We start from the raw sequence: 18335 nt of genomic DNA, 5'->3' as shown, positions 1-18335 counted from the left end.
GCATGCCCCTGACCGCCCCCCGGACGCCGTCCGACCCGACCCGTCGCGGCCTGCTCCGCGCCGCCGCGCTCGCCGCCGTCGCCGTCCCCCTGGCGGCGTGCTCCGCCGTCGAGGACCCCCTCGCCGCGCAGGCCCGGCAGGGCGACAACAAGAACTACATCGCCGGCGACGGCTCTGTGGAGGAGTACGCGCCCGAGAACCGCGGCGAGCCCGTCCAGGTCACGGGCACGCGGTACGACGGGGAGGCCGTGGACTCCGCCCAGTGGGCCGGCCGGGTCACCGTGCTGAACTTCTGGTACGCCGCATGCGCGCCCTGCCGCCTCGAGGCCCCCGACCTCGTGCGCCTGTCCAAGCAGTTCAAGGACGACGGCGTCGAGTTCCTCGGGATCAACGTGCGCGACGGCAAGGCCGCCGCCGAGGCGTTCGAGCGCACCTTCAACGTCCCCTACCCGTCACTGCCGGACAGCGACGGCCGGGTCCTGCTCGCCATGACCGACTACGTGCCGCCGCAGGCGGTGCCCACCACGCTCGTGCTGGACCGGCAGGCGCGCGTCGCCGCACGGATCCTCGGCGTCGCGGACCCGAGCACGCTCGAGACGCTGATCGCCGACTGCGTCGCCGAGTCTGCGTGAGCGCCGCCGTTCCCGCGGCCGCCGTCGCACTGGGCGCCGCCGCGAACCCCTTCGCCGAGATCGTCCAGGACGGCTCGATCCTGCTCGCCGCGCCCGTGGCCGTGCTCGCGGGCCTCGTCTCCTTCCTCTCGCCGTGCGTGCTGCCGCTCGTCCCCGGCTACCTGGGCTATGTCACCGGGCTGAGCGGCGTGGACCTGGCCGCGCAGCGGCGCGGGCGCATGGTTGCCGGGATCGGGCTGTTCGTGCTCGGCTTCACCGCCGTGTTCATGCTCGCCGGCGTGCTCTTCGCGCAGCTGTCCATCTGGATGCGGTTCCAGGGCGCCTGGGTGACGCAGCTCCTCGGCGTCGTCGTCGTGGTCCTCGGCATCGTGTTCATGGGCGGGTTCAGCCGCCTGCAGGGCGAGGCCCGCATCCACGCCCGGCCGCCGGCGGGCCTGTGGGGCGCCCCGGTCCTCGGCATGACGTTCGGCCTCGGCTGGGCCCCGTGCATCGGGCCGACCCTCGCCGCCGTCCTCGCCCTCGCCAGCGGCGCCAACCCGGACCCGGGGAAGGCCGGCCTGCTGACGTTCGCGTACTGCATCGGCCTGGGCCTTCCGTTCCTGCTCATCGCCGTCGGCCTGCGCCGCGGGATGGGCACGCTGGCCTTCTTCCGCCGCCACCAGCGCACCGTGATGCGCGCGGGCGGCATCCTGCTGATCGTCCTCGGGCTGCTCATGGCGAGCGGGCTCTGGGGGACCTGGGTCGCCCAGCTGCAGGACTGGTTCGCCAACGAGGTGAGGTTGCCGATCTGATGACCACGGACAAGACCACCACGCGGCCGCCCCGCGGGGACGGCAAGCCGCCGCGGAAGCGCGACGACGTCGCCGTCCCGGCGCTTGGCCCGCTCGGGATGCTCCGCTGGGCGTGGACGCAGCTCACCAGCATGCGCACGGCCCTGTTCCTGCTGCTGCTGCTCGCCGTCGCCGCGGTCCCGGGATCCCTGTTCCCGCAGCGCTCGGTCAATGCCGCCGCCGTCAACGACTACCTGGACACGCACCCCGCGGCCGGGGAGTGGCTCGACCGCGCGCAGATGTTCGACGTGTACTCGTCCGTCTGGTTCTCCGCGATCTACCTGCTCCTGTTCGTCTCGCTCGTCGGCTGCGTCCTGCCGCGCGCCAAGAAGCACTACCAGGCCATGCGGACGCCTCCGCCGCGCACACCCGTCCGGCTGAACCGGCTGCCCGAGCGCGGCGAGGTTGCGCTGGCCGACGAGGCCGACGGCGGACCGGCCACGGACGCCGCCGTCGCCCGCCTCGCCAAGGTGCTGCGCCAGCGCGGCTACCGCGCCGAGGCCCGCCCCGGGGACAGGGTGCCCTCCATCGGGGCCGAGCGCGGCTACGTGCGCGAGATCGGGAACCTGGTGTTCCACCTGTCCCTGGTCGGGATCCTCGTCTCCGTCGCCATCGGCGGCGCCTGGGGCTACAACGGGCAGCGGCTGCTCGTGGAGGACGAGTCGTTCGTGAACACGCTCGTCTCCTACGACGCCTTCACGCCCGGCACGGCGTTCCAGCCGGGCCAGCTCCACCCGTTCTCCCTGCAGCTGGAGGACTTCGACGTCGTCTACGACCGCGAGTCCAGCACCCACTTCGGCCAGCCCCTCGACTACACGGCCCGGTTCACGGTCCGCGAGGAGCCGGGCGCCGCGGGCCGCCAGGAGACCCTGAAGGTCAACCACCCGCTGCGCATCGGGGGATCGGACGTGTACCTGGTCGGCAACGGGTACGCCCCGGTTGTCACGGTCCGCGACGGCAACGGCGACATCGCCCACTCCGGGCCCGTTCCCGCCGTGCCGCAGGACTCCGTCATGACCTCGCTCATCGTCCTCAAGGTCCCGGACGCCGCCCCCGACCAGCTCGGCTTCGTCGGACTGCTGCTGCCGACCGCCGGCGTGGGCGCCAACGGCGTCGGCATCTCGCTGGACCCCGGCCCGGTCCTGCCGCAGCTGCAGCTCAACTCGTACTACGGGAACCTGGGCCTGGACGACGGCGACCCCCAGAACGTCTACGTCCTGGACACCGACCAGCTGACCGAACTCAACAGCCGCACGCTCGAATCCGGGGGACTGGTCGTCAACGCCGGCCAGACGGTGCAGCTGCCCGACGGCAAGGGGTCGATCACGTTCGAGGGCCTGAAACGCTACGTCGGCCTCGACATCCACCACGACCCGGGCAAGGCGCCCGTCGCGGTGTTCTCCGCCCTGGCCCTGCTGGGCCTCGGCGTCTCGCTCTTCGTCCCGCGCCGCCGGCTGTGGATCAAGGTCCACCCCGGACGCGACGGCGGCGGGCGTACCATCGAATACGGACTCCTGGCCCGCGGCGAGGACCCGCGGCTGGCCGCCGAGGCGGACCGGCTGCGCGAGCTGATCGCCCGCGAGTACCCCACCGGCGCGGACCGCGCCACCCAGACACCCTAGGGAGAGGCCCATGCCCACCATCAACGAGGAGCTCGGCGCCTTCAGCGACATGTTCATGCTGCTGGCCGCCATGGCCTACGCGGTCGCGTTCATCGCCTTCGCCTGGGACCTCGCGACCTCCAGCCAGACCATCCGCCGCCTCGAGGCGGGGGTCCTCGCCGAGGAGCGCGAGCTCGTCGGCGCCGGGGCGCCCGGCAAGCCCGGCCGCGGCGCCGGGCCCGGGGCCGGGCCGGCCCTGGTCGACGAGTCGATGGACTACACGGCGGGCTCGTCCACGCGCCGCCTGGCCCGCATCGCCGTGCTGCTGACGTGGCTGGCCGCAGCGGTGCACGCCATCGCCGTCGGCACCCGCGCCATCGCCGCCGCCCGCGTGCCGTGGGGCAACATGTACGAGTTCCTCACCACCGGAGCCCTGCTCGTGTCCGTGGTCTACCTGGTCGTGCTGCTGCGCAAGGACCTGCGCTTCATGGGCACGTTCGTCGTCGGTCTGGTCACCCTGATGCTGTGCGCGGCGACGATGGGGTTCCCGACCCCGGTGGCGCACCTGCAGCCGGCCCTGCAGAGCCCGTGGCTGATCATCCACGTCTCGATCGCCGTGCTGGCCTCCTCGCTGTTCACCATCACGTTCGCGATGGCCGTCCTGCAGCTGCTCCAGTCCGATCGGCAGAAGCGCCTTGCCGCCGGTGGCACCGACCGGCTGCCGTTCATGCGCCTGGTCCCCACGGCCGGGGCCCTGGAGAACTTCGCCTACCGCATCAACGCCGTCTCGTTCGTGCTGTGGACGTTCACCGTCATGGCCGGCGCCGTGTGGGCCGAGGCCGCCTGGGGCCGCTACTGGGGCTGGGACACCAAGGAGGTGTGGAGCTTCGTGATCTGGACCGTCTACGCCGGCTACCTGCACGCCCGCGCCACCCGCGGCTGGACCGGGACCCGGTCCGCGTGGCTGTCGATCATCGGCTACGGCTGCCTCGTCTTCAACTTCACGGTCGTGAACCTCTACTTCAACGGCCTGCACAGCTACGCCGGGGTGTAGCGGGGGCCGACCCGCGCACCGCGAGCAACGACGAAGGGCGCCGGCCAAGCCGGCGCCCTTCGTCGTGGGCGGGTGCGGGAGGAGCCCCGGGAGGCTACGCTCCGCGGGCCTCGCCGTCGTCCCCCTGCTGGGGCCGCGGCTCGTCGCCCGGCGTGGGGGACTGGCCTGGGCCGGGGGTCTGGCCGCGGGAGGGGCCTTCGTCGCCGTGGGACTCGCGCCGCCGGCGTTCCTCCTGGCGTGCCCGACGGCGCCGTTCGGCCTCCAGTGCGCGGAGGAACTCCGGGTTGTCGTCCGGGGCCACGGGCCCGCGCGTGGGACGGACACCGTCGGCGGCGGTTCCGGACCGGGGGCGGCCCAACCAGAACCAGAGCAGCGCGCCGACGAGCGGGAGCAGGACGATGGCCAGGATCCAGGCGGGCTTGGAGATGCTGCGCACCTCGGACCGGGGCGCGCGGATGCATTCGATGAGGGCGTACACGGTGACCGCCAGCGCCACGAGCCCCAAAAGCAGGAGGTTTCTGACCATGCCTCCATTCTAGGTTCCGCCCGGCCTCCGCGGGGCGCCCGTCCGCCGCGGGCGGACGTAGACTGGGACGGTGCGGTTTCTGATGTATTCCCTGTTGCGGCTGGCCCTGTTCCTCGTGGTCTTCCTGCCCCTCGCCCTGCTCGGCTGGAACGTCTGGCTGGCGGGTGCGGTTGGCCTGATCGTGGCGTTCTGCGTGACCTACCTGTTCTTCAACCGGCTGCGCCTGGGGGCCGCCGAGGACGTGCGTGGCTTCTTCGCGCGCCGCCGCCGCGGACCGGGCCGCGTGGAGGCCGAGGACGCGGCCGCCGAGGACGCCGCCCCGGAGAAGCGCGCGGACCAGCAGAAGCGCGCGGACCAGCAGTAGCGCCGGGCGGCGGGCACCTGGCCCCTCGTGGAAATGTTGGAGCGTAGTGGTTGCTAAGACCGCCTCATAGCAACCACTACGCTCCAAGATTTCGGCTGAGCAACCACTACGCTCCAGGATTCGGGGGCGCGGCCTCCGGACCGGACCGCCGGCCGTCCCGCCACGGTCGGCGGCCGCCGGCGGGCCCGCTACGCGCTGCGCAGCAGGACCGTGATGCCGACGCCCGCGGCGAAGAGCGCCGCATACGCCAGGCTCACGACGCCCGTCTGCTTGAGGACCGGGATGAGCGCCCCCGCCTCGCGGGCCTTGAGCATGGTCCACGACGGCGTGAGGCACAGCGGCGCGGCGAGCAGGACCAGCAGCAGCCACGGATGGGTCCCGGCCAGCAGCACGGGCAGCAGCAGCGCCAGGGCCAGCATCAGCACGTAGGAGACGCGGGCGGCGTCGTCGCCCAGCCGGACGGCCAGCGTCCGCTTCCCGGCCACCCGGTCCGTGGGGATGTCGCGGACGTTGTTGGCCATGAGCAGGGCCGTCGCCACGAGCCCGGTGCCGCACGCCCCGACCCAGGCGGGGGCCGTCAGCTGCAGCACCTGCGTGTAGGTGGTGCCCAGCGTGGCGACGAGCCCGAAGAAGAGGAACACGAACAGCTCGCCGAGTCCCAGGTACCCGTACGGGTTGCGGCCGCCCGTGTAGCCCCAGGCGGCGAAGATCGCGGCCACGCCCACGAGCACCAGCGGCCAGGCTTGGGAGATGAGGAGGAGGGCGGCCCCGGCGAGGGCCGCCGCGCCGAAGCACGCGAACGCCGCCGCCTTCACGCGGCCGGCCTTCGCGGCGCCCGACCCGGTCAGGCGCAGCGGCCCGACCCGGTGGTCGTCCGTGCCGCGCACGCCGTCGGAGTAGTCGTTGGCGTAGTTCACGCCGACCTGCAGCAACAGGGCGACGGCGGCGGCCAGCAGCGCGCGGCCCCAGAGGAGCTGGCCGGCCACCTCGAAGGCGGCCGCGGTGCCGACGACGACGGGGGCGACCGCCATGGGCAGGGTGCGCAGGCGTGCGCCTTCGAGCCATTGGGCGGCAGTGGCCACGGCGGGGTCCTTCCGGTCGGGGGCTGTCGGCGTCCCATTCTCTCCCCGCCCGTGCGCGGCGGGAAATCGGCGCGCTCCGGCCGGGGGCGGGAGCGCTAGTCGGGGCGGTCCGCCCCGTCGGGGCGGTGGGCGAGCAGGGCGGCCGCGGCGCGGCGGTCCGGCTTCCCGTTGGGCAGCAGCGGCAGCGCCCCCAGCCGGACCCAGCGCTTCGGGACCGCCGCCGCCCCGAGGCCGGAGCGGACGGCGGCGGCCAGGTCCGCCTCGTCGGCCTCGCCCACGACGGCGGCGGCCACGCACTGGCCCCACTCCGGGTCGGGAACCCCTACGACGAGGGCCTCCACGACGCCGGGCGCGGCCTCGAGGACGCGCTGCACGGCCCCGGCCGAGACCTTCACGCCGCCGGTGTTGACGACGTCGTCGGCGCGGCCGGAGACCTCGACGCGGCCGCCGCCGTCGACCGTCCCCAGGTCCTCGGTGCGGTACCAGCGGACGCCGTCGCCGTCGACCGCGAAGTGCGCGGCCGTCAGATCCGGGTCGCCGAGGTACCCCGACGCGACCACGTCTCCGCCCAGCCACAGGCGGCCGTCGACGGCGCGGGCCCGCACGCCGGGCAGCGGCTCGCCGTCGTACACGCAGCCGCCGCACGTCTCGCTCATCCCGTACGTCAGGTGCACCCGCAGCCCGTGCGCGAGGGCGGCCTGCCGCAGGGCGTCGGGGGCGCGGCCGCCGCCGAGGAGGATCGCGTCGAAGCGGCGCAGGGCCGCGAGCGTGCCTGGTGCGGCGTCGGCGAGCAGGCGCTGGAGCTGCGTGGGGACCAGCGAGGTGATCCGCACGGGCGCGTCCAGGGCGGCGGCGGCCTCGGTGAACGCGGCGGCCGTGAAGGGGGCGCCGGGCTCCAGCTCCACGGGCCGCGTCCCGGCGGCGATGGAGCGCGTGAGGACGGAGAGACCGGCGACGTAGTGCGTGGGCAGCGCCAGCAGCCACTGGCCCTCGAAGCCGAGGCGCTCCGCCGTCGCCCGCGCGCTCGCGGCGAGCGCGGCGACGGGCAGCGCCGTGCGCTTCGGGGTTCCGGTGGAGCCCGAGGTGCGGACGACGGCGGCGGTCCCCGCCGGGGCGTCGGGGGCTGGGACGATCCGGACGCCGCCGTCGTCCCCGGGAATGGGCTCGGCGGCGGGGCCCGAGCCCCGCATCGCCGCGTCGAGGGCCGCCAGCAGCTCCGCGCTGTCCCGGGCCACGGCTAGAAGTAGTAGGGGTGGGAGGACCAGTCGGGGTCGCGCTTCTGCAGGAACGCGTCGCGGCCCTCGACGGCCTCGTCGGTCATGTAGGCCAGGCGGGTCGCCTCGCCGGCGAAGACCTGCTGGCCGGCCAGGCCGTCGTCCGCGAGGTTGAACGCGAACTTGAGCATGCGGATGGCCTGCGGGGACTGGCGGGCGATGTCCGCCGCGTACTCGAGGGCGACCTCCTCGAGCCGCTCGTGGTCCACGGCCTCGTTGACGGCGCCCAGGGCGACCATGTCTTCGGCGGAGTGCTCGCGCGCGAGGAAGAAGATAGCTCGGGCGTTCTTCTGGCCCACCTGGCGGGCCAGCAGCGCGGACCCGTAGCCGGCGTCGAAGGAGCCGACGGTCGCGTCGGTCTGCTTGAACTTGCCGTGCTGGCGGGAGGCGATGGTCAGGTCGGAGACGACGTGGAGGCTGTGCCCGCCGCCGGCCGCCCACCCGTTGACGACGGCGATGACCACCTTCGGCATGGTCCGCATGAGCCGCTGGACCTCGAGGATGTGGAGGCGGCCGGCCCGGGCGGGGTCGATGGTCTCCGCCGTCTCGCCCTCGGCGTAGCGGTAGCCGTCGCGGCCGCGGATGCGCTGGTCCCCGCCGGAGCAGAAGGAGTGGCCGCCGTCCTTGGGGGAGGGGCCGTTGCCCGTGAGCAGGACGGTGGCGACGTCGGAGGTCATGCGCGCGTGGTCCAGGGCGCGGTAGAGCTCGTCGACGGTGCCCGGGCGGAAGGCGTTGCGGATCTCCGGGCGGTTGAAGGCGATGCGCACGGTCGGCAGGTCCCGGACGACGGCGCCGCCGGCGTCGCGCTCGACCTGCCGGTGGTAGGTGAGGTCCTGGAAGTCGAAGCCGTCGACCTCCCGCCACCGGGCGGGGTCGAACGTGTCGGAAACCTTGGGGGGCAGCGCTGCGGTACTCACCCGATGGAGTCTAGCCCCCGGGCGTGGCCGGCCCCGGTCAGAGGAGGCAGAACTCGTTGCCCTCGGGGTCGGCCATCGTGGACCACACGAAGGGCCCCTGGCGGCCCTCCCAGAGGAACGTCGCGCCCCGCCGCTCGAGGGCCTGCCGGGCCGCGTCGCGGTCCCCGACGGGGACGTCCCAGTGCACCCGGTTCTTGACGGTCTTGGGCTCCGGGACCACCTGGAACAGGATGCGCTGCGCCGGGTCGGGGCCGTCGTCGCCGTCGGGCCGGATCGCGGCCCCCACGGACCAGACGAGGCGGCCGCGGAAGACGCGCGTGTCGTCCTCGGTCGCGTGGCCCTCGGCCACCATCCGGCGGATGAAGTCCTCGTCCGTCTCCTCGACCGTCCAGCCGAGGGTCTCGGCCCACCAGACGGCCTGCTCGTGGGGGTCCCGGGCGTCGACCACCAGGTGCACGTTGAGTCCCATGGGGGACAGGGTAGGGCGGCGGCGCGGCCTCCGGTAGGGGATGGGGCGCTTCTGCGCGGGACGCGGCCGGGGACGCGCCGCGCGCCCTCCTCCCGGTGCGCCCGGCGACGTGGTGCGTGGCCTCCTCCAGGGGCGCCCGGCGACGTGGTGCGTGGCCTCCTCCAGGGGCGCCCGGGCGCCTCCTCCCGGTGCTCCGGGGCGCCTCCTCCCGGGGCGCCCGGCGACGTGTTGCGTGGTCTCCTCCAAGAGCGCCCGGCCACGTGGTGCGTGCCCCCGAGACGGCACGCATCCCGCCCTCCACAGAGTCGTGGCACCACTGTGTTCGAGGCAGCTTTTCCCCATTCGTCGATGTGTTCCCCCAACTGTCGGGGGCTGCGGGAAGAATCGGAGGCATGGGACAGGGACACGAGGTCGTGCGGATCCAGGGCTGGGAGCTGGTGCGGTTGGGCTCCCCGGTCTCGGCCGAGGCACGGCTGGAGTGGGCCGAGGCCTTGCGCCGGTGGGCCCAGTCCGAGTTCAACGAGGCCCTGGTCGATGTCCGGGCGGCCGCGGAGGAGCGGGCTGAACGAATCCTGGCCGTGGACTCGGCCCCGAGCGAGGGTATGGCGCGTTCCCGCTCGGTAGGCACTACCCTGACGCATGGTGGGGAGATGGCGGCGGCCCAGGTCGTGGCCCAAGTCGTGCAGGTCTCGCCGGACTCGGCGATCCGGATGATGCGTGAGAGCTATGCGGCCCTCTCGGACTGCCCGGAGGTGAACGCCGAGCTGGCCGCGGGGCGGTTGGGGATCGGGCACGCCCAAACGATCATGGCCCACGTGCGCCGGATCGAGCCCCGGCCCGTGGTCGTGGATCCGGACGCGGGTCTGGACCCCGTGGAGGTCGAAGTGTCCAAGGCCGCGGCGGCCGCCCGGGAGGGCGCGGACGTGGCGGCGGCGCGGAACCGGCTGGGGCGGGCGCTGTTGGCCTTCGCGTCCGGGAAGGCGCCCGGGCAGACGGCCGGCAAGGCCCGGGAGTTGCTCGAGCGCTACGATCCCGAGTCCTTCGGCAAGCGCAAGGACAAGGCCGTCAAGGACCGGTTCATCGCGTTCAGCCCGGCAGGGAACGGGATGTCGCGGTTCGAGGGGCTGCTCGAGTCCGGCAAGGCCGCCGCGATCGCCCGCAAGCTCGACGCCCACGCCGAGGTCCTGCTCAAGCACCCCGCCGATGGCGGCGACGACGACCGCGGCGACGAGGGCGGGGATGCAGGCGACGGCGGCACGGGAGACGGCGACGGCAGTACGGGTCATGGTGGCGGAGTAGGGGAGCCGCGGACGAAGGCCCAGATCCGCGTCGATGTCTTCACCGACACGATGCTGGCCGGGGCCCATGGATCCGGACTGGCCGAGGTGAGGCCCGAGGTGCTGATCATGATCCCCTCGACGGTCCTGCCCGGCACCCCGGGCAACCACACCAGCGAGGGCCCCTACGCGGCCGACGCATCCGCCGCGGGCGGGAGCGGGAGCCCCGAAACCGCACCCCCGGGGTCCGTGGAGCGTACGACTGCAGGTCCGGGGTCCGCGGCGCCCACGTCGTGTCGGGCGTCTGTGGAGCCCACGTCTGCAGGTCCGGCGCCCAGCGCCCCCACGTCCGCCGCCGCGGAGGCCGGGGAGGCCTCGGACTGGCTGCCGGGGGTCGAACTGGTCCCGGGGGCCGCGCTGCCGGAGGTTGAGGGTTTCGGAGCCGTCGGGTTGGACGAGGCCGCCCAGTTCATGGACGCCGCCTCCTGTTGGACGCGAGTGGTGGTGGATCCGATCCGGCAGGCGATCCTGTCCATGGGCCGGCGCTCGTACCGGCCCAATCGGGCCCAACGGCGGGCCGTGCGCCTTCGGCACCCGGTCTGCTCCAACGCGGGATGCACGCGCCGGGCTGCGGAACCGGACCACGCGATCGAGTGGCAGCACGGGGGCACGACGGACCTGGCGAACCTCGAGGGCCTCTGTAAGCGCTGCCACCGGCTGAAGTCCCTGGGCCTGATCGAGACCGAACTGCACGAGGACGGCTCCGTCACGGTCACGACGATCCTGGGAACGGCAGGCACCAGCGCTCCAGCGCCGTTGTGGCCCGCCTCCTGCTCGGAGGACGCGGCCGCGCCCGGGGTGCCGTACTCCCGCGGGGTCGAGGACGTCCCCGGAACCACGATGACGGTCCTGCCCCTCACAGCCGAGCTCATGGAGTCCCTGCTCCCCGACCTGGGGGAAGCGTCCCCGGATCCCTTCCCGGACGGACTGCCACCCGACCCCGAGCCGGGTCTGGGCGGCCCCGGCCCCAGCGGCTGGGACGGCCCGGGCAGGTGGTGGAGCGACCGGGAGCGGGGCGAGAGCTGGGACGACTGGGATGCGGACGGGCTGCCCAGCGAGGAGGAACGCCGGGCGGCCGTGCAGCTGCTCGTGGATTCCCTGGCGGCGGAGGCCGCGCTGTCCGAGGACTACGCTCCCGACACGCCCCCACGGCCCCCCGGAACGCGGGCCCGCCGTCGGGCACGCCCCCGGCTGCCGCGCCTAGGCACGCGGAACCCCGTTCCCACGGTCACCGGCGCCGCGCCCCGAGCCGCGGAACAGTCCGCCGCCAGCCGAGATGCCCGTGGCATTGACGACCCCAACGACGTTCCGCCCTTCTAGGGCACGGCGTCCGGCGGACAACGGCAGGCGGGAGATGCCGGGGAGCCCCCCGCATCGGACTGCCGAACGCGGACTGCGCGGACCCGGCGGGGACGCTAGCCGCCGGTGGGGGATGCGCTGCGGAGCGCGAACAGCGAAGCCGTCGCCGTCGCCAGCAGGCGCCCGGAGCCGTCCCGCACCTCGCCGTGCGACGTGGAGATGGAACGGCCGTGGTGCTGGACGGTGCCGACGGCGCTCACGGTCCCGGACTCGGCGGTCATGGGACGGATGAACCGGACGTGCAGATCCGTCGTGGTCCACAGCATCCCGGCCGGCCGCACCGTGTCGGCGGCGAGGCCCAGGGCCGAGTCGAGCAGGGTCGAGAGGAAACCCCCGTGGCCGGTCCCGATGGTGTTGAAGTGCTGCGGCTGGGGGAAGGTCTCCAGGGTCACGGTGCCCGCGTCCGCAGCCACCGTCCGGACGCCGAGCGCCTGCAGGAGCGGGGCCTCGGGGAGATCGCCGGCGATCACCGCCCGCAGGAAGTCCAAGCCCGAGCGGGAGGTGGCCTCGCTGCGCAGCGCGCGGGACTCGGCGTCGACGGAGAGGAGGGGGGTGCTGGATTCCATGACCGCCATCGTAGGCGGCGGTAGGGTGCGGCTATGGAATCGTTTCGCGCGCAGCAGGACGTCAACGCCACCGCCGACACCGTCTGGTCCGTGCTCGTCGACGGCGCCCACTACGGCTCGTGGGTTCCCGGCGTCACGGACGTCGAGGGCGACGTGGCGCATGGGCAGACGATCCGGTTGATCGGCGATGAGGGCCGCGACTCGAGCCTGCGGGTCACGGCCTCGCCGAACCGGCGCTTCCTGCGCTGGGACGACGACGCCCCACTGGGCATGTACAGCGACCGGCGCGACTTCGAGGTCGCCGAGACCGAATGGGGCTGCACGGTGGTGGTCACCCGGGAGCTCTCGGGCCCGCTGGAGGGGCTCCTCGGCCGCGCCGAGGAGGACCCCCAGGCCGCCACCGAGGCCCTCGTCCTGTCCCTCCGCAAGGAGGCGGAGTCCCGGGCGACGAACCCCCGCCCGCGGCCGGCCGCGGTCACCGAGGAGGAGCGCCTGCCGGGGGAGCCGCCGCGGGACTGAGCCGGACCGAGACGCCCCGGGCGCAGCGGGCGCGACGAGGGCGCCGGACGCGACGAGGCCGGAAGGCGCCGGGCACGGCGAGGGCGGCGGAGCCCCGGGCGATGCCCGCGGATCCGCCGCCCCGTGGTGGAGGGCCGGGCCGGCTACGCCTTCGAACCCTCGCCCGCCAGGATGCCGGTGTCGGCGGCGTCCGGGATCTCCTTGCCCCGCAGGGAGGCTCCCGCCGTTTCCGGCATGAACCTCACGGCGACGCAGCCGATCACGCAGCCGGCCATCATGTAGACGGCCGGGAACAGCACGAACCCGGTCCCGTTGATGGCGGCCTCGTTCACCATGGCGGCCGTGCCGCCGAACGCCGCCGTCGCGATGTTGTAGGTGATGGCGAAGCCGGCGAAGCGCACGTGCGAGGGGAACATGGCCGGGAACGTCGCCGTGATCGTCGCCAGCTGGGGGATGTACAGCAGGCCGAGGACGGCGAAGCCGACGATCGCCCACGCGAAGTGCAGGCCCATGAGCCAGAACATCGGGACCGCCAGCACGAACAGGCCGACCAGCGAGAAGTACCACATGGGCTTGCGGCCGACCCGGTCGGACAGGCCCCCGGCGAACGGGATGACCGCCATCATGGCGACCTCGCCGATCAGGATGACCGCCAGCGATGCCTCCGACGTCAGGCCGAGCTGGGTCTCGAGGTAGGTCGGCATGTAGCTCAGGAGCGTGTAGTTCACGAGGTTCAGGGCGATGACCAGGCCAGTCATGACCAGCATGGGCCGCCAGTACTGCCGCACGAGCGACTTCAGGTTCCCGCTCTGCTCGATCTCGCCGCGCTCCTCGAGCTCCTGGAACACGGGCGTGTCCTCGAGCTTGGAGCGCAGGTAGAGGCCGACCAGGCCCATGGGCAGGGCCAGCAGGAACGGGACGCGCCAGCCCCACGACATCATCGCGGCGTCGGACAGGACGAGCTCGAACAGGAGCATCACGGCGGTGCCGAGCGCGAAGCCGCCCAGCGTGCCGAACTCCAGGAAGGAGCCGAAGAAGCCGCGCTTGCGGTCCGGGGAGTACTCCGCCATGAACGTGGCGGCCCCGCCGTACTCGCCGCCGGTCGAGAAGCCCTGCACCATGCGCAGCAGGATCAGCAGGACTGGCGCCCAGATGCCGATCGTCTCGTGCGTGGGCAGGATGCCGATCGCGAAGGTCGCGCCGGACATGATGAGGATCGTGGCGGCCAGGACGGCCTTGCGGCCGAGCCGGTCCCCGAGCGGGCCCCAGACGAGGCCGCCGAGCGGCCGCACCAGGAACGAGATCGCGAACGTGGCCAGCGCGTAGATGGTCCCGCCCTCGGACGGGAAGAAGTGGGCGGTGATGTAGGTGACGGCGACGGCGTAGACGCCGTAGTCGAACCACTCGGTCATGTTGCCCATGGCGGACGCGGCGGTGGCCCTGCGGATTTCGCTGCGCCCCTCCGCCGTGTCGAGGTCCGGGCCGAGCTCGGGGCCGGCCGGGGCGGATGGGTGCTGGCTGTCTTCTTGCGGCATGAAGCCTCTCCAAGGTATTCAGCTGTGCGTCGACCGGATGCCCGGGCCGGCGCGCAGCGGACCCGGAGACGGTCCACGATCCGGGGAAACCCTCCCCGGAGTCGGTCAAGAACGAGAGGCTAGCCGTCACGGGGAACCGGGACCAAATAGTGTGAGCCGGGGCACGCGCGCGCGGGCCGCGCCGTGTGACGCGGTTGACCCGCCCCGCGTCGAGTGGGAATCTAATAGTGAACGAATGGTCGGTCAGTCCGCGCGTCCGTTTGGACCCCGCGCGCCCCGCCGCCTCAACGAAGGAGTTCCCATGCCCGAAGCATTCCTGGTGGGCGGTGCCCGCACCCCCGTCGGCCGCTACGGAGGCGCCCTGTCCTCCGTCCGCCCGGACGACCTGGCCGCCCTCACGGTCCGCTCCGCCGTCGAGCGCGCCGGCATCGATCCCGCCGCAGTCGACGAGGTCATCCTCGGCAACGCGAACGGGGCGGGCGAGGAGAACCGCAACGTCGCCCGCATGGCCTGGCTCCTGGCCGGCTTCCCCGACACCGTCCCGGGCATCACCGTGAACCGGCTCTGCGCCTCGGGCATGAGCGCGATCACGATGGCCACCCACATGGTCCAGGCCGGCGCGGCCGACCTCGTGGTCGCCGGCGGCGTCGAGTCCATGTCCCGCGCCCCCTGGGTCATGGAGAAGCCGGCCAAGCCGTTCGCCAAGCCCGGCGACGTCTTCGACACCTCCATCGGCTGGCGCTTCACGAATCCCGCGTTCCTCTCCGGCGAGTACTCCCGCGGCGGCAAGGCCACCTACTCCATGCCGGAGACCGCGGAGGAGGTCGCCCGCGTCTACGGCACGTCCCGCGAGGACTGCGACGCGTTCGCCGTGCGCTCCCACGAGCGCGCCCTCGCCGCCATCGAGGCCGGCCACTTCGCCGACGAGATCGTCCCGGTCACGGTCACCGGGCGCAAGGGCGCCCAGACCGTCGTCGACACGGACGAGGGCCCCCGCCCCGGCACCACGGCCGAGGTCCTCGCGGGCCTGCGCCCGGTCGTCAAGGGCGGCTCCGTCGTCACCGCCGGCAACGCCTCGACGCTCAACGACGGCGCGTCCGCGATCGTCGTCGCCTCCGAGGCGGCCATCGAGAAGTACGGGCTCGCCCCGCGGGCCCGCGTCCTCGGCGGCGCCTCGGCCGGCCTCGCCCCGGAGATCATGGGCATGGGCCCGGTCCCGTCCAGCCGCAAGGTCCTCGAGCGCACCGGCACCGCCGTCGCCGACCTGGGCGCCGTCGAGCTCAACGAGGCGTTCGCCTCGCAGTCGCTCGCGAGCATGCGCGAGCTGGGGCTGGACGCGGGCATCGTGAACAACGACGGCGGCGCCATCGCGCTGGGCCATCCGCTCGGGTCCTCGGGCTCCCGCCTCGTGATCACGCTCCTGGGCCGCCTCGAGCGCGAGGCCGGCGCGGGCGCGCGCGGCCTCGCGACGATGTGCGTGGGCGTCGGCCAGGGCTCCGCCCTGCTCGTGGAGTCCGTCTGATGGCGGCGGACGACGGCGGCGCCCCGGGCCTGGACGCCTCCGGGTTCGCGACCCTGCGGATCGAGGAGCGGGAGGACCGGCTGGTCGCCCGGTTGCACCGTCCCGAGGTGCGCAACGCGATCGACCAGACGATGGTCGAGGAGCTGCACGCGGTGTGCGCGCACCTGGAGCGGCACCCGAAGGTCCTGGTCCTGGCCGGCACGCCCGGCGACCCCGAGACCGGGGCGAAGGGCATCTTCGCGTCCGGCGCGGACATCGCGCAGCTGCGCGAGCGGCGGCGCGACGACGCCCTGGCGGGGATCAACTCCGGGATCTTCGACCGCATCGCGAAGCTGCCGATGCCCGTGATCGCCGCGCTGGACGGGTACGCCCTGGGCGGCGGGGCCGAACTGGCCTACGCCGCGGACTTCCGGATCGGGACCCCCGCCCTGCGCATGGGCAACCCCGAGGCGAACCTGGGGATCATGGCGGCGGCCGGGGCGACCTGGCGGCTGAAGGAGCTCGTGGGCGAGCCGCTGGCCAAGGAGATCCTGCTCGCCGGCAAGGTCCTCAAGGGCGAGGAGTGCCTGGCCGCGGGCCTGGTCACCGAGCTGGTCGAGCCCGGGTCGCTGCTGGAGGCCGCGCACGCGCTGGCCGACAGGATCGGCGCCCAGGACCCGCTGGCGGTCCGGATCTCCAAGGCCGTGTTCCACACCCCGCGGGAGGTCCATCCCGTGATCGACACCCTGGCCCAGGGCATGCTGTTCGAGTCCGAGGCCAAGTTCGAGCGCATGCAGGCGTTTCTCGACAGGAAGAAGAAGTAGATGGCTGAGACCACCACCCTGCCGGCGAAGGTCGGCGTCCTCGGCGGCGGGCGCATGGGCGCCGGGATCGCCCACGCCTTCCTCATCAACGGCGCCGACGTGCTCGTCGTCGAGCGCGACGAGGCGGCCGCGGAGGCGGCGCGCGAGCGCGTCGCGTCCTCGACCGCGAAGTCCCTGGAGCGCGGGGTCCTCGACGGGAACCTCGACGCCATCCTGGAGCGGCTGACCGTGTCCGTGGACTCCGGCGACTTCGCCGACCGCGGCCTGGTCGTCGAGGCCGTGCCGGAGGACTGGGACCTGAAGGTCGCCTCCCTGCGCGGGGTCGAGGAGCACCTGGCCGCCGACGCCGTGCTCGCCTCGAACACCTCGAGCCTGTCCGTGACCGGCCTGGCCGGCGAGCTGGGGCGGCCGGAGAACTTCCTGGGCCTGCACTTCTTCAACCCCGTCCCCGCCTCGACCCTGATCGAGGTCGTCATCGGCAAGCAGACCCGCCCGGAACTCGTCGACGCGGCGCGGGCGTGGACGCAGGCGCTCGGGAAGACCGCCGTCGTCGTCAACGACGCCCCCGGCTTCGCGTCCTCGCGCCTCGGCGTGGCCATCGCCCTGGAGGCGATGCGGATGGTCGATGAGGGCGTGGCCAGCCCCGAGGACATCGACAACGCCATGGTCCTGGGCTACAAGCACCCCACCGGCCCGCTGCGCACCACGGACATCGTGGGCCTGGACGTGCGCCTGGGCATCGCCGAGTACCTGGCCTCCACGCTCGGGCCCCGCTTCGAGCCGCCGGCCATCCTGCGCGAGAAGGTCGCCCGCGGCGAACTCGGCCGCAAGACCGGCCAGGGCTTCTTCGACTGGAGCTAGGTGTAGTTCCCAAGGACGTTGTGAACAGCGTGGCGTGATGTAAACGGCGAGGACCTCCGGTATCGATTTGGGTTACCACACTCATCTCGACCACCGGAGGTCCTCTTGCCCTACGTTACCCATGCCAACGCGGCCCTGTCCTTCCAGGCCAGGCTGAAGCTCGCTGTGCTGGTCGTCGAGCAGGGGTGGCCGTTGCGCCGGGCCGCTGAGCGGTTCCAGGTCTCGCCTTCCACGGCCAAGAAGTGGGCGGACCGGTACCGGGCCCGCGGCCAGGCGGGGCTGACCGACGCGGCATCCGTGCCGCGTCGCCAGCCCCGGCGCACCGCGCAGCGGACCGAGCGGCGGATCGTCGCGTTGCGGTTCAACCGACGGTGGGGACCGCACCGGATCGCCGGGCACCTGAACCTGCCCCGCTCCACGGTGTGGAAGGTGCTCAACCGGCTGCGGATGCCCCGGCTGGGCGCCCTGGACCAGGCCACGGGCCTGCCGGTGCGCCGCCCGGCACCGCGCCGCTACGAACACGACGAGCCCGGCAGCCTCATCCACGTCGACATCAAGAAACAGCCCCGGATCCCCGACGGTGGCGGGCACCGCGTCCACGGGCGCGGCTCGGCCCAGCACCGGGCCTCCAAGCGCCAACGCGCCGGCTACGCCTACCTGCACCACGCCGTGGATGACCATTCCCGGCTGGCCTACTCCGAGATACTCAACGACGAGCGCAAGGAGACCGCCGCCGGCTTCTGGCTGCGGGCCGTGGCGTTCTTCGCGGCCCACGGGATCGTGGTCAAGGCGGTGCTGACCGACAACGGCTCCTGCTACCGCTCCAAGGCCTTCAACCAGGCCCTGGGCCCGAACGTGAAGCACCGGTACACGCGCCCGTACCGGCCCCAGACCAACGGCAAGGTCGAGCGCTTCAACCGCACCCTCAATGCCGAGTGGGCCTACGCCCGCCCGTACCGCTCCGAGGCCGAGCGCGCCGCGGCCTACACGCAGTGGCTACACGACTACAATCACCACCGACCCCATTTCGGCATCGGCGGCAAGGCCCCCATCAGCCGCGTTCACAACGTCAGTGGGAACTACA

18 protein-coding genes are annotated in these 18335 nt (G+C 73.3%); 11 read left to right on the top strand and 7 right to left on the bottom strand.

The window, feature by feature from the left end:
- Positions 1 to 2: 2 nt before the first annotated feature.
- Genes AC1Q5D_RS00090 through ccsB form a run of 4 tightly spaced genes read left to right on the top strand, consistent with a single transcriptional unit; the run spans position 3 to position 4117 of the window.
- Positions 3 to 632 (top strand): TlpA family protein disulfide reductase, encoded by a 630-nt coding sequence (locus AC1Q5D_RS00090; RefSeq protein ID WP_481736517.1) that lies wholly within the window; start codon positions 3 to 5, stop codon positions 630 to 632.
- A complete protein-coding gene (locus AC1Q5D_RS00085; protein ID WP_481736516.1) occupies positions 629 to 1423 on the top strand; it encodes a cytochrome c biogenesis CcdA family protein in 795 nt (264 codons plus the stop codon). Before AC1Q5D_RS00090 ends, AC1Q5D_RS00085 begins: the two co-directional genes overlap by 4 nt.
- Positions 1423 to 3084 (top strand): cytochrome c biogenesis protein ResB, encoded by a 1662-nt coding sequence (gene resB / locus AC1Q5D_RS00080; RefSeq protein ID WP_481736515.1) that lies wholly within the window; start codon positions 1423 to 1425, stop codon positions 3082 to 3084. The genes AC1Q5D_RS00085 and resB overlap by 1 nt, the downstream gene beginning before the upstream one ends.
- Before the next feature lie 10 nt (positions 3085 to 3094).
- The gene (gene ccsB / locus AC1Q5D_RS00075) at positions 3095 to 4117 is read left to right on the top strand and encodes a c-type cytochrome biogenesis protein CcsB (RefSeq protein ID WP_481736514.1); all 1023 of its coding nucleotides are present in this window, start codon (positions 3095 to 3097) and stop codon (positions 4115 to 4117) included.
- Positions 4118 to 4211: 94 nt separating this feature from the next.
- Here the strand turns inward: ccsB and AC1Q5D_RS00070 are convergent, their stop codons facing one another.
- A complete protein-coding gene (locus AC1Q5D_RS00070) occupies positions 4212 to 4643 on the bottom strand; it encodes a PLD nuclease N-terminal domain-containing protein (RefSeq protein WP_481736513.1) in 432 nt (143 codons plus the stop codon).
- Between the two features lie 70 nt (positions 4644 to 4713).
- Between AC1Q5D_RS00070 and AC1Q5D_RS00065 the strand changes: the two genes are divergently transcribed.
- Positions 4714 to 5007, top strand: a complete 294-nt coding sequence (locus tag AC1Q5D_RS00065; protein WP_481736512.1) for a DUF4229 domain-containing protein — start codon at positions 4714 to 4716, stop codon at positions 5005 to 5007.
- A gap of 188 nt (positions 5008 to 5195) precedes the next feature.
- Here AC1Q5D_RS00065 and AC1Q5D_RS00060 read toward each other — a convergent pair whose 3' ends face one another.
- From AC1Q5D_RS00060 to AC1Q5D_RS00045, 4 genes are all read right to left on the bottom strand, one after another.
- Positions 5196 to 6089: a 1,4-dihydroxy-2-naphthoate polyprenyltransferase gene (locus AC1Q5D_RS00060; protein ID WP_481736511.1), complete on the bottom strand. Its 894-nt coding sequence runs from the start codon at positions 6087 to 6089 to the stop codon at positions 5196 to 5198.
- A 95-nt stretch (positions 6090 to 6184) separates the two neighbouring features.
- Complete coding sequence (locus AC1Q5D_RS00055) at positions 6185 to 7324, bottom strand: AMP-binding protein (protein WP_481736510.1); 1140 nt, start codon at positions 7322 to 7324, stop codon at positions 6185 to 6187.
- 2 nt (positions 7325 to 7326) lie between these two features.
- The gene (locus AC1Q5D_RS00050; protein WP_481736509.1) at positions 7327 to 8280 is read right to left on the bottom strand and encodes a 1,4-dihydroxy-2-naphthoyl-CoA synthase; all 954 of its coding nucleotides are present in this window, start codon (positions 8278 to 8280) and stop codon (positions 7327 to 7329) included.
- 37 nt (positions 8281 to 8317) lie between these two features.
- A complete protein-coding gene (locus AC1Q5D_RS00045) occupies positions 8318 to 8749 on the bottom strand; it encodes a VOC family protein (protein ID WP_481736508.1) in 432 nt (143 codons plus the stop codon).
- Between the two features lie 392 nt (positions 8750 to 9141).
- On the opposite strand from AC1Q5D_RS00045, the gene AC1Q5D_RS00040 reads away from it, so the two are divergent.
- Positions 9142 to 11406 carry an HNH endonuclease gene (locus tag AC1Q5D_RS00040; RefSeq protein ID WP_481736507.1) on the top strand — a complete coding sequence of 755 codons (2265 nt, stop codon included), beginning with the start codon at positions 9142 to 9144 and terminating at the stop codon, positions 11404 to 11406.
- A 95-nt stretch (positions 11407 to 11501) separates the two neighbouring features.
- Here the strand turns inward: AC1Q5D_RS00040 and AC1Q5D_RS00035 are convergent, their stop codons facing one another.
- Positions 11502 to 12011, bottom strand: a complete 510-nt coding sequence (locus tag AC1Q5D_RS00035; protein WP_481736506.1) for a PaaI family thioesterase — start codon at positions 12009 to 12011, stop codon at positions 11502 to 11504.
- A 33-nt stretch (positions 12012 to 12044) separates the two neighbouring features.
- Here AC1Q5D_RS00035 and AC1Q5D_RS00030 point away from each other — a divergent pair, with 33 nt between their 5' ends.
- Positions 12045 to 12530 carry an SRPBCC family protein gene (locus tag AC1Q5D_RS00030; RefSeq protein ID WP_481736505.1) on the top strand — a complete coding sequence of 162 codons (486 nt, stop codon included), beginning with the start codon at positions 12045 to 12047 and terminating at the stop codon, positions 12528 to 12530.
- A 143-nt stretch (positions 12531 to 12673) separates the two neighbouring features.
- Here the strand turns inward: AC1Q5D_RS00030 and AC1Q5D_RS00025 are convergent, their stop codons facing one another.
- Positions 12674 to 14065 carry an MFS transporter gene (locus tag AC1Q5D_RS00025; RefSeq protein WP_481736504.1) on the bottom strand — a complete coding sequence of 464 codons (1392 nt, stop codon included), beginning with the start codon at positions 14063 to 14065 and terminating at the stop codon, positions 12674 to 12676.
- Between the two features lie 301 nt (positions 14066 to 14366).
- Here AC1Q5D_RS00025 and AC1Q5D_RS00020 point away from each other — a divergent pair, with 301 nt between their 5' ends.
- From AC1Q5D_RS00020 to AC1Q5D_RS00005, 4 genes are all read left to right on the top strand, one after another.
- A complete protein-coding gene (locus AC1Q5D_RS00020; RefSeq protein ID WP_481736503.1) occupies positions 14367 to 15587 on the top strand; it encodes an acetyl-CoA C-acyltransferase in 1221 nt (406 codons plus the stop codon).
- Entirely contained in the window at positions 15587 to 16390 is an 804-nt protein-coding gene (locus tag AC1Q5D_RS00015) for an enoyl-CoA hydratase/isomerase family protein (RefSeq protein ID WP_481736502.1), read from the top strand. The genes AC1Q5D_RS00020 and AC1Q5D_RS00015 overlap by 1 nt, the downstream gene beginning before the upstream one ends.
- Positions 16391 to 17251 (top strand): 3-hydroxyacyl-CoA dehydrogenase family protein, encoded by an 861-nt coding sequence (locus AC1Q5D_RS00010; RefSeq protein ID WP_481736501.1) that lies wholly within the window; start codon positions 16391 to 16393, stop codon positions 17249 to 17251.
- Between the two features lie 105 nt (positions 17252 to 17356).
- Positions 17357 to 18335: IS481 family transposase (locus AC1Q5D_RS00005; protein ID WP_481736500.1), on the top strand; the 979-nt coding region annotated here is incomplete at its 3' end.

The sequence above is a fragment of the Arthrobacter paludis genome (genome assembly GCF_056782315.1).
The sequence above is the reverse complement of the archived record's forward strand: the minus strand, read 5'-3'. Positions and strand labels throughout refer to the sequence as shown.

Excerpts from the sequence above, each read along its gene's own strand:
- AC1Q5D_RS00090 (WP_481736517.1), top strand. The coding sequence starts at position 3 with ATGCCCCTGACCGCCCCCCGGACGCCGTCCGACCCGACCCGTCGCGGC.
- AC1Q5D_RS00030 (WP_481736505.1), top strand. The coding sequence starts at position 12,045 with ATGGAATCGTTTCGCGCGCAGCAGGACGTCAACGCCACCGCCGACACC.
- AC1Q5D_RS00045 (WP_481736508.1), bottom strand. The coding sequence starts at position 8,749 with ATGGGACTCAACGTGCACCTGGTGGTCGACGCCCGGGACCCCCACGAG.
- AC1Q5D_RS00035 (WP_481736506.1), bottom strand. The coding sequence starts at position 12,011 with ATGGAATCCAGCACCCCCCTCCTCTCCGTCGACGCCGAGTCCCGCGCG.
- AC1Q5D_RS00070 (WP_481736513.1), bottom strand. The coding sequence starts at position 4,643 with ATGGTCAGAAACCTCCTGCTTTTGGGGCTCGTGGCGCTGGCGGTCACC.
- AC1Q5D_RS00020 (WP_481736503.1), top strand. The coding sequence starts at position 14,367 with ATGCCCGAAGCATTCCTGGTGGGCGGTGCCCGCACCCCCGTCGGCCGC.
- AC1Q5D_RS00025 (WP_481736504.1), bottom strand. The coding sequence starts at position 14,065 with ATGCCGCAAGAAGACAGCCAGCACCCATCCGCCCCGGCCGGCCCCGAG.
- resB (WP_481736515.1), top strand. The coding sequence starts at position 1,423 with ATGACCACGGACAAGACCACCACGCGGCCGCCCCGCGGGGACGGCAAG.
- AC1Q5D_RS00015 (WP_481736502.1), top strand. The coding sequence starts at position 15,587 with ATGGCGGCGGACGACGGCGGCGCCCCGGGCCTGGACGCCTCCGGGTTC.
- AC1Q5D_RS00040 (WP_481736507.1), top strand. The coding sequence starts at position 9,142 with ATGGGACAGGGACACGAGGTCGTGCGGATCCAGGGCTGGGAGCTGGTG.
- AC1Q5D_RS00010 (WP_481736501.1), top strand. The coding sequence starts at position 16,391 with ATGGCTGAGACCACCACCCTGCCGGCGAAGGTCGGCGTCCTCGGCGGC.
- ccsB (WP_481736514.1), top strand. The coding sequence starts at position 3,095 with ATGCCCACCATCAACGAGGAGCTCGGCGCCTTCAGCGACATGTTCATG.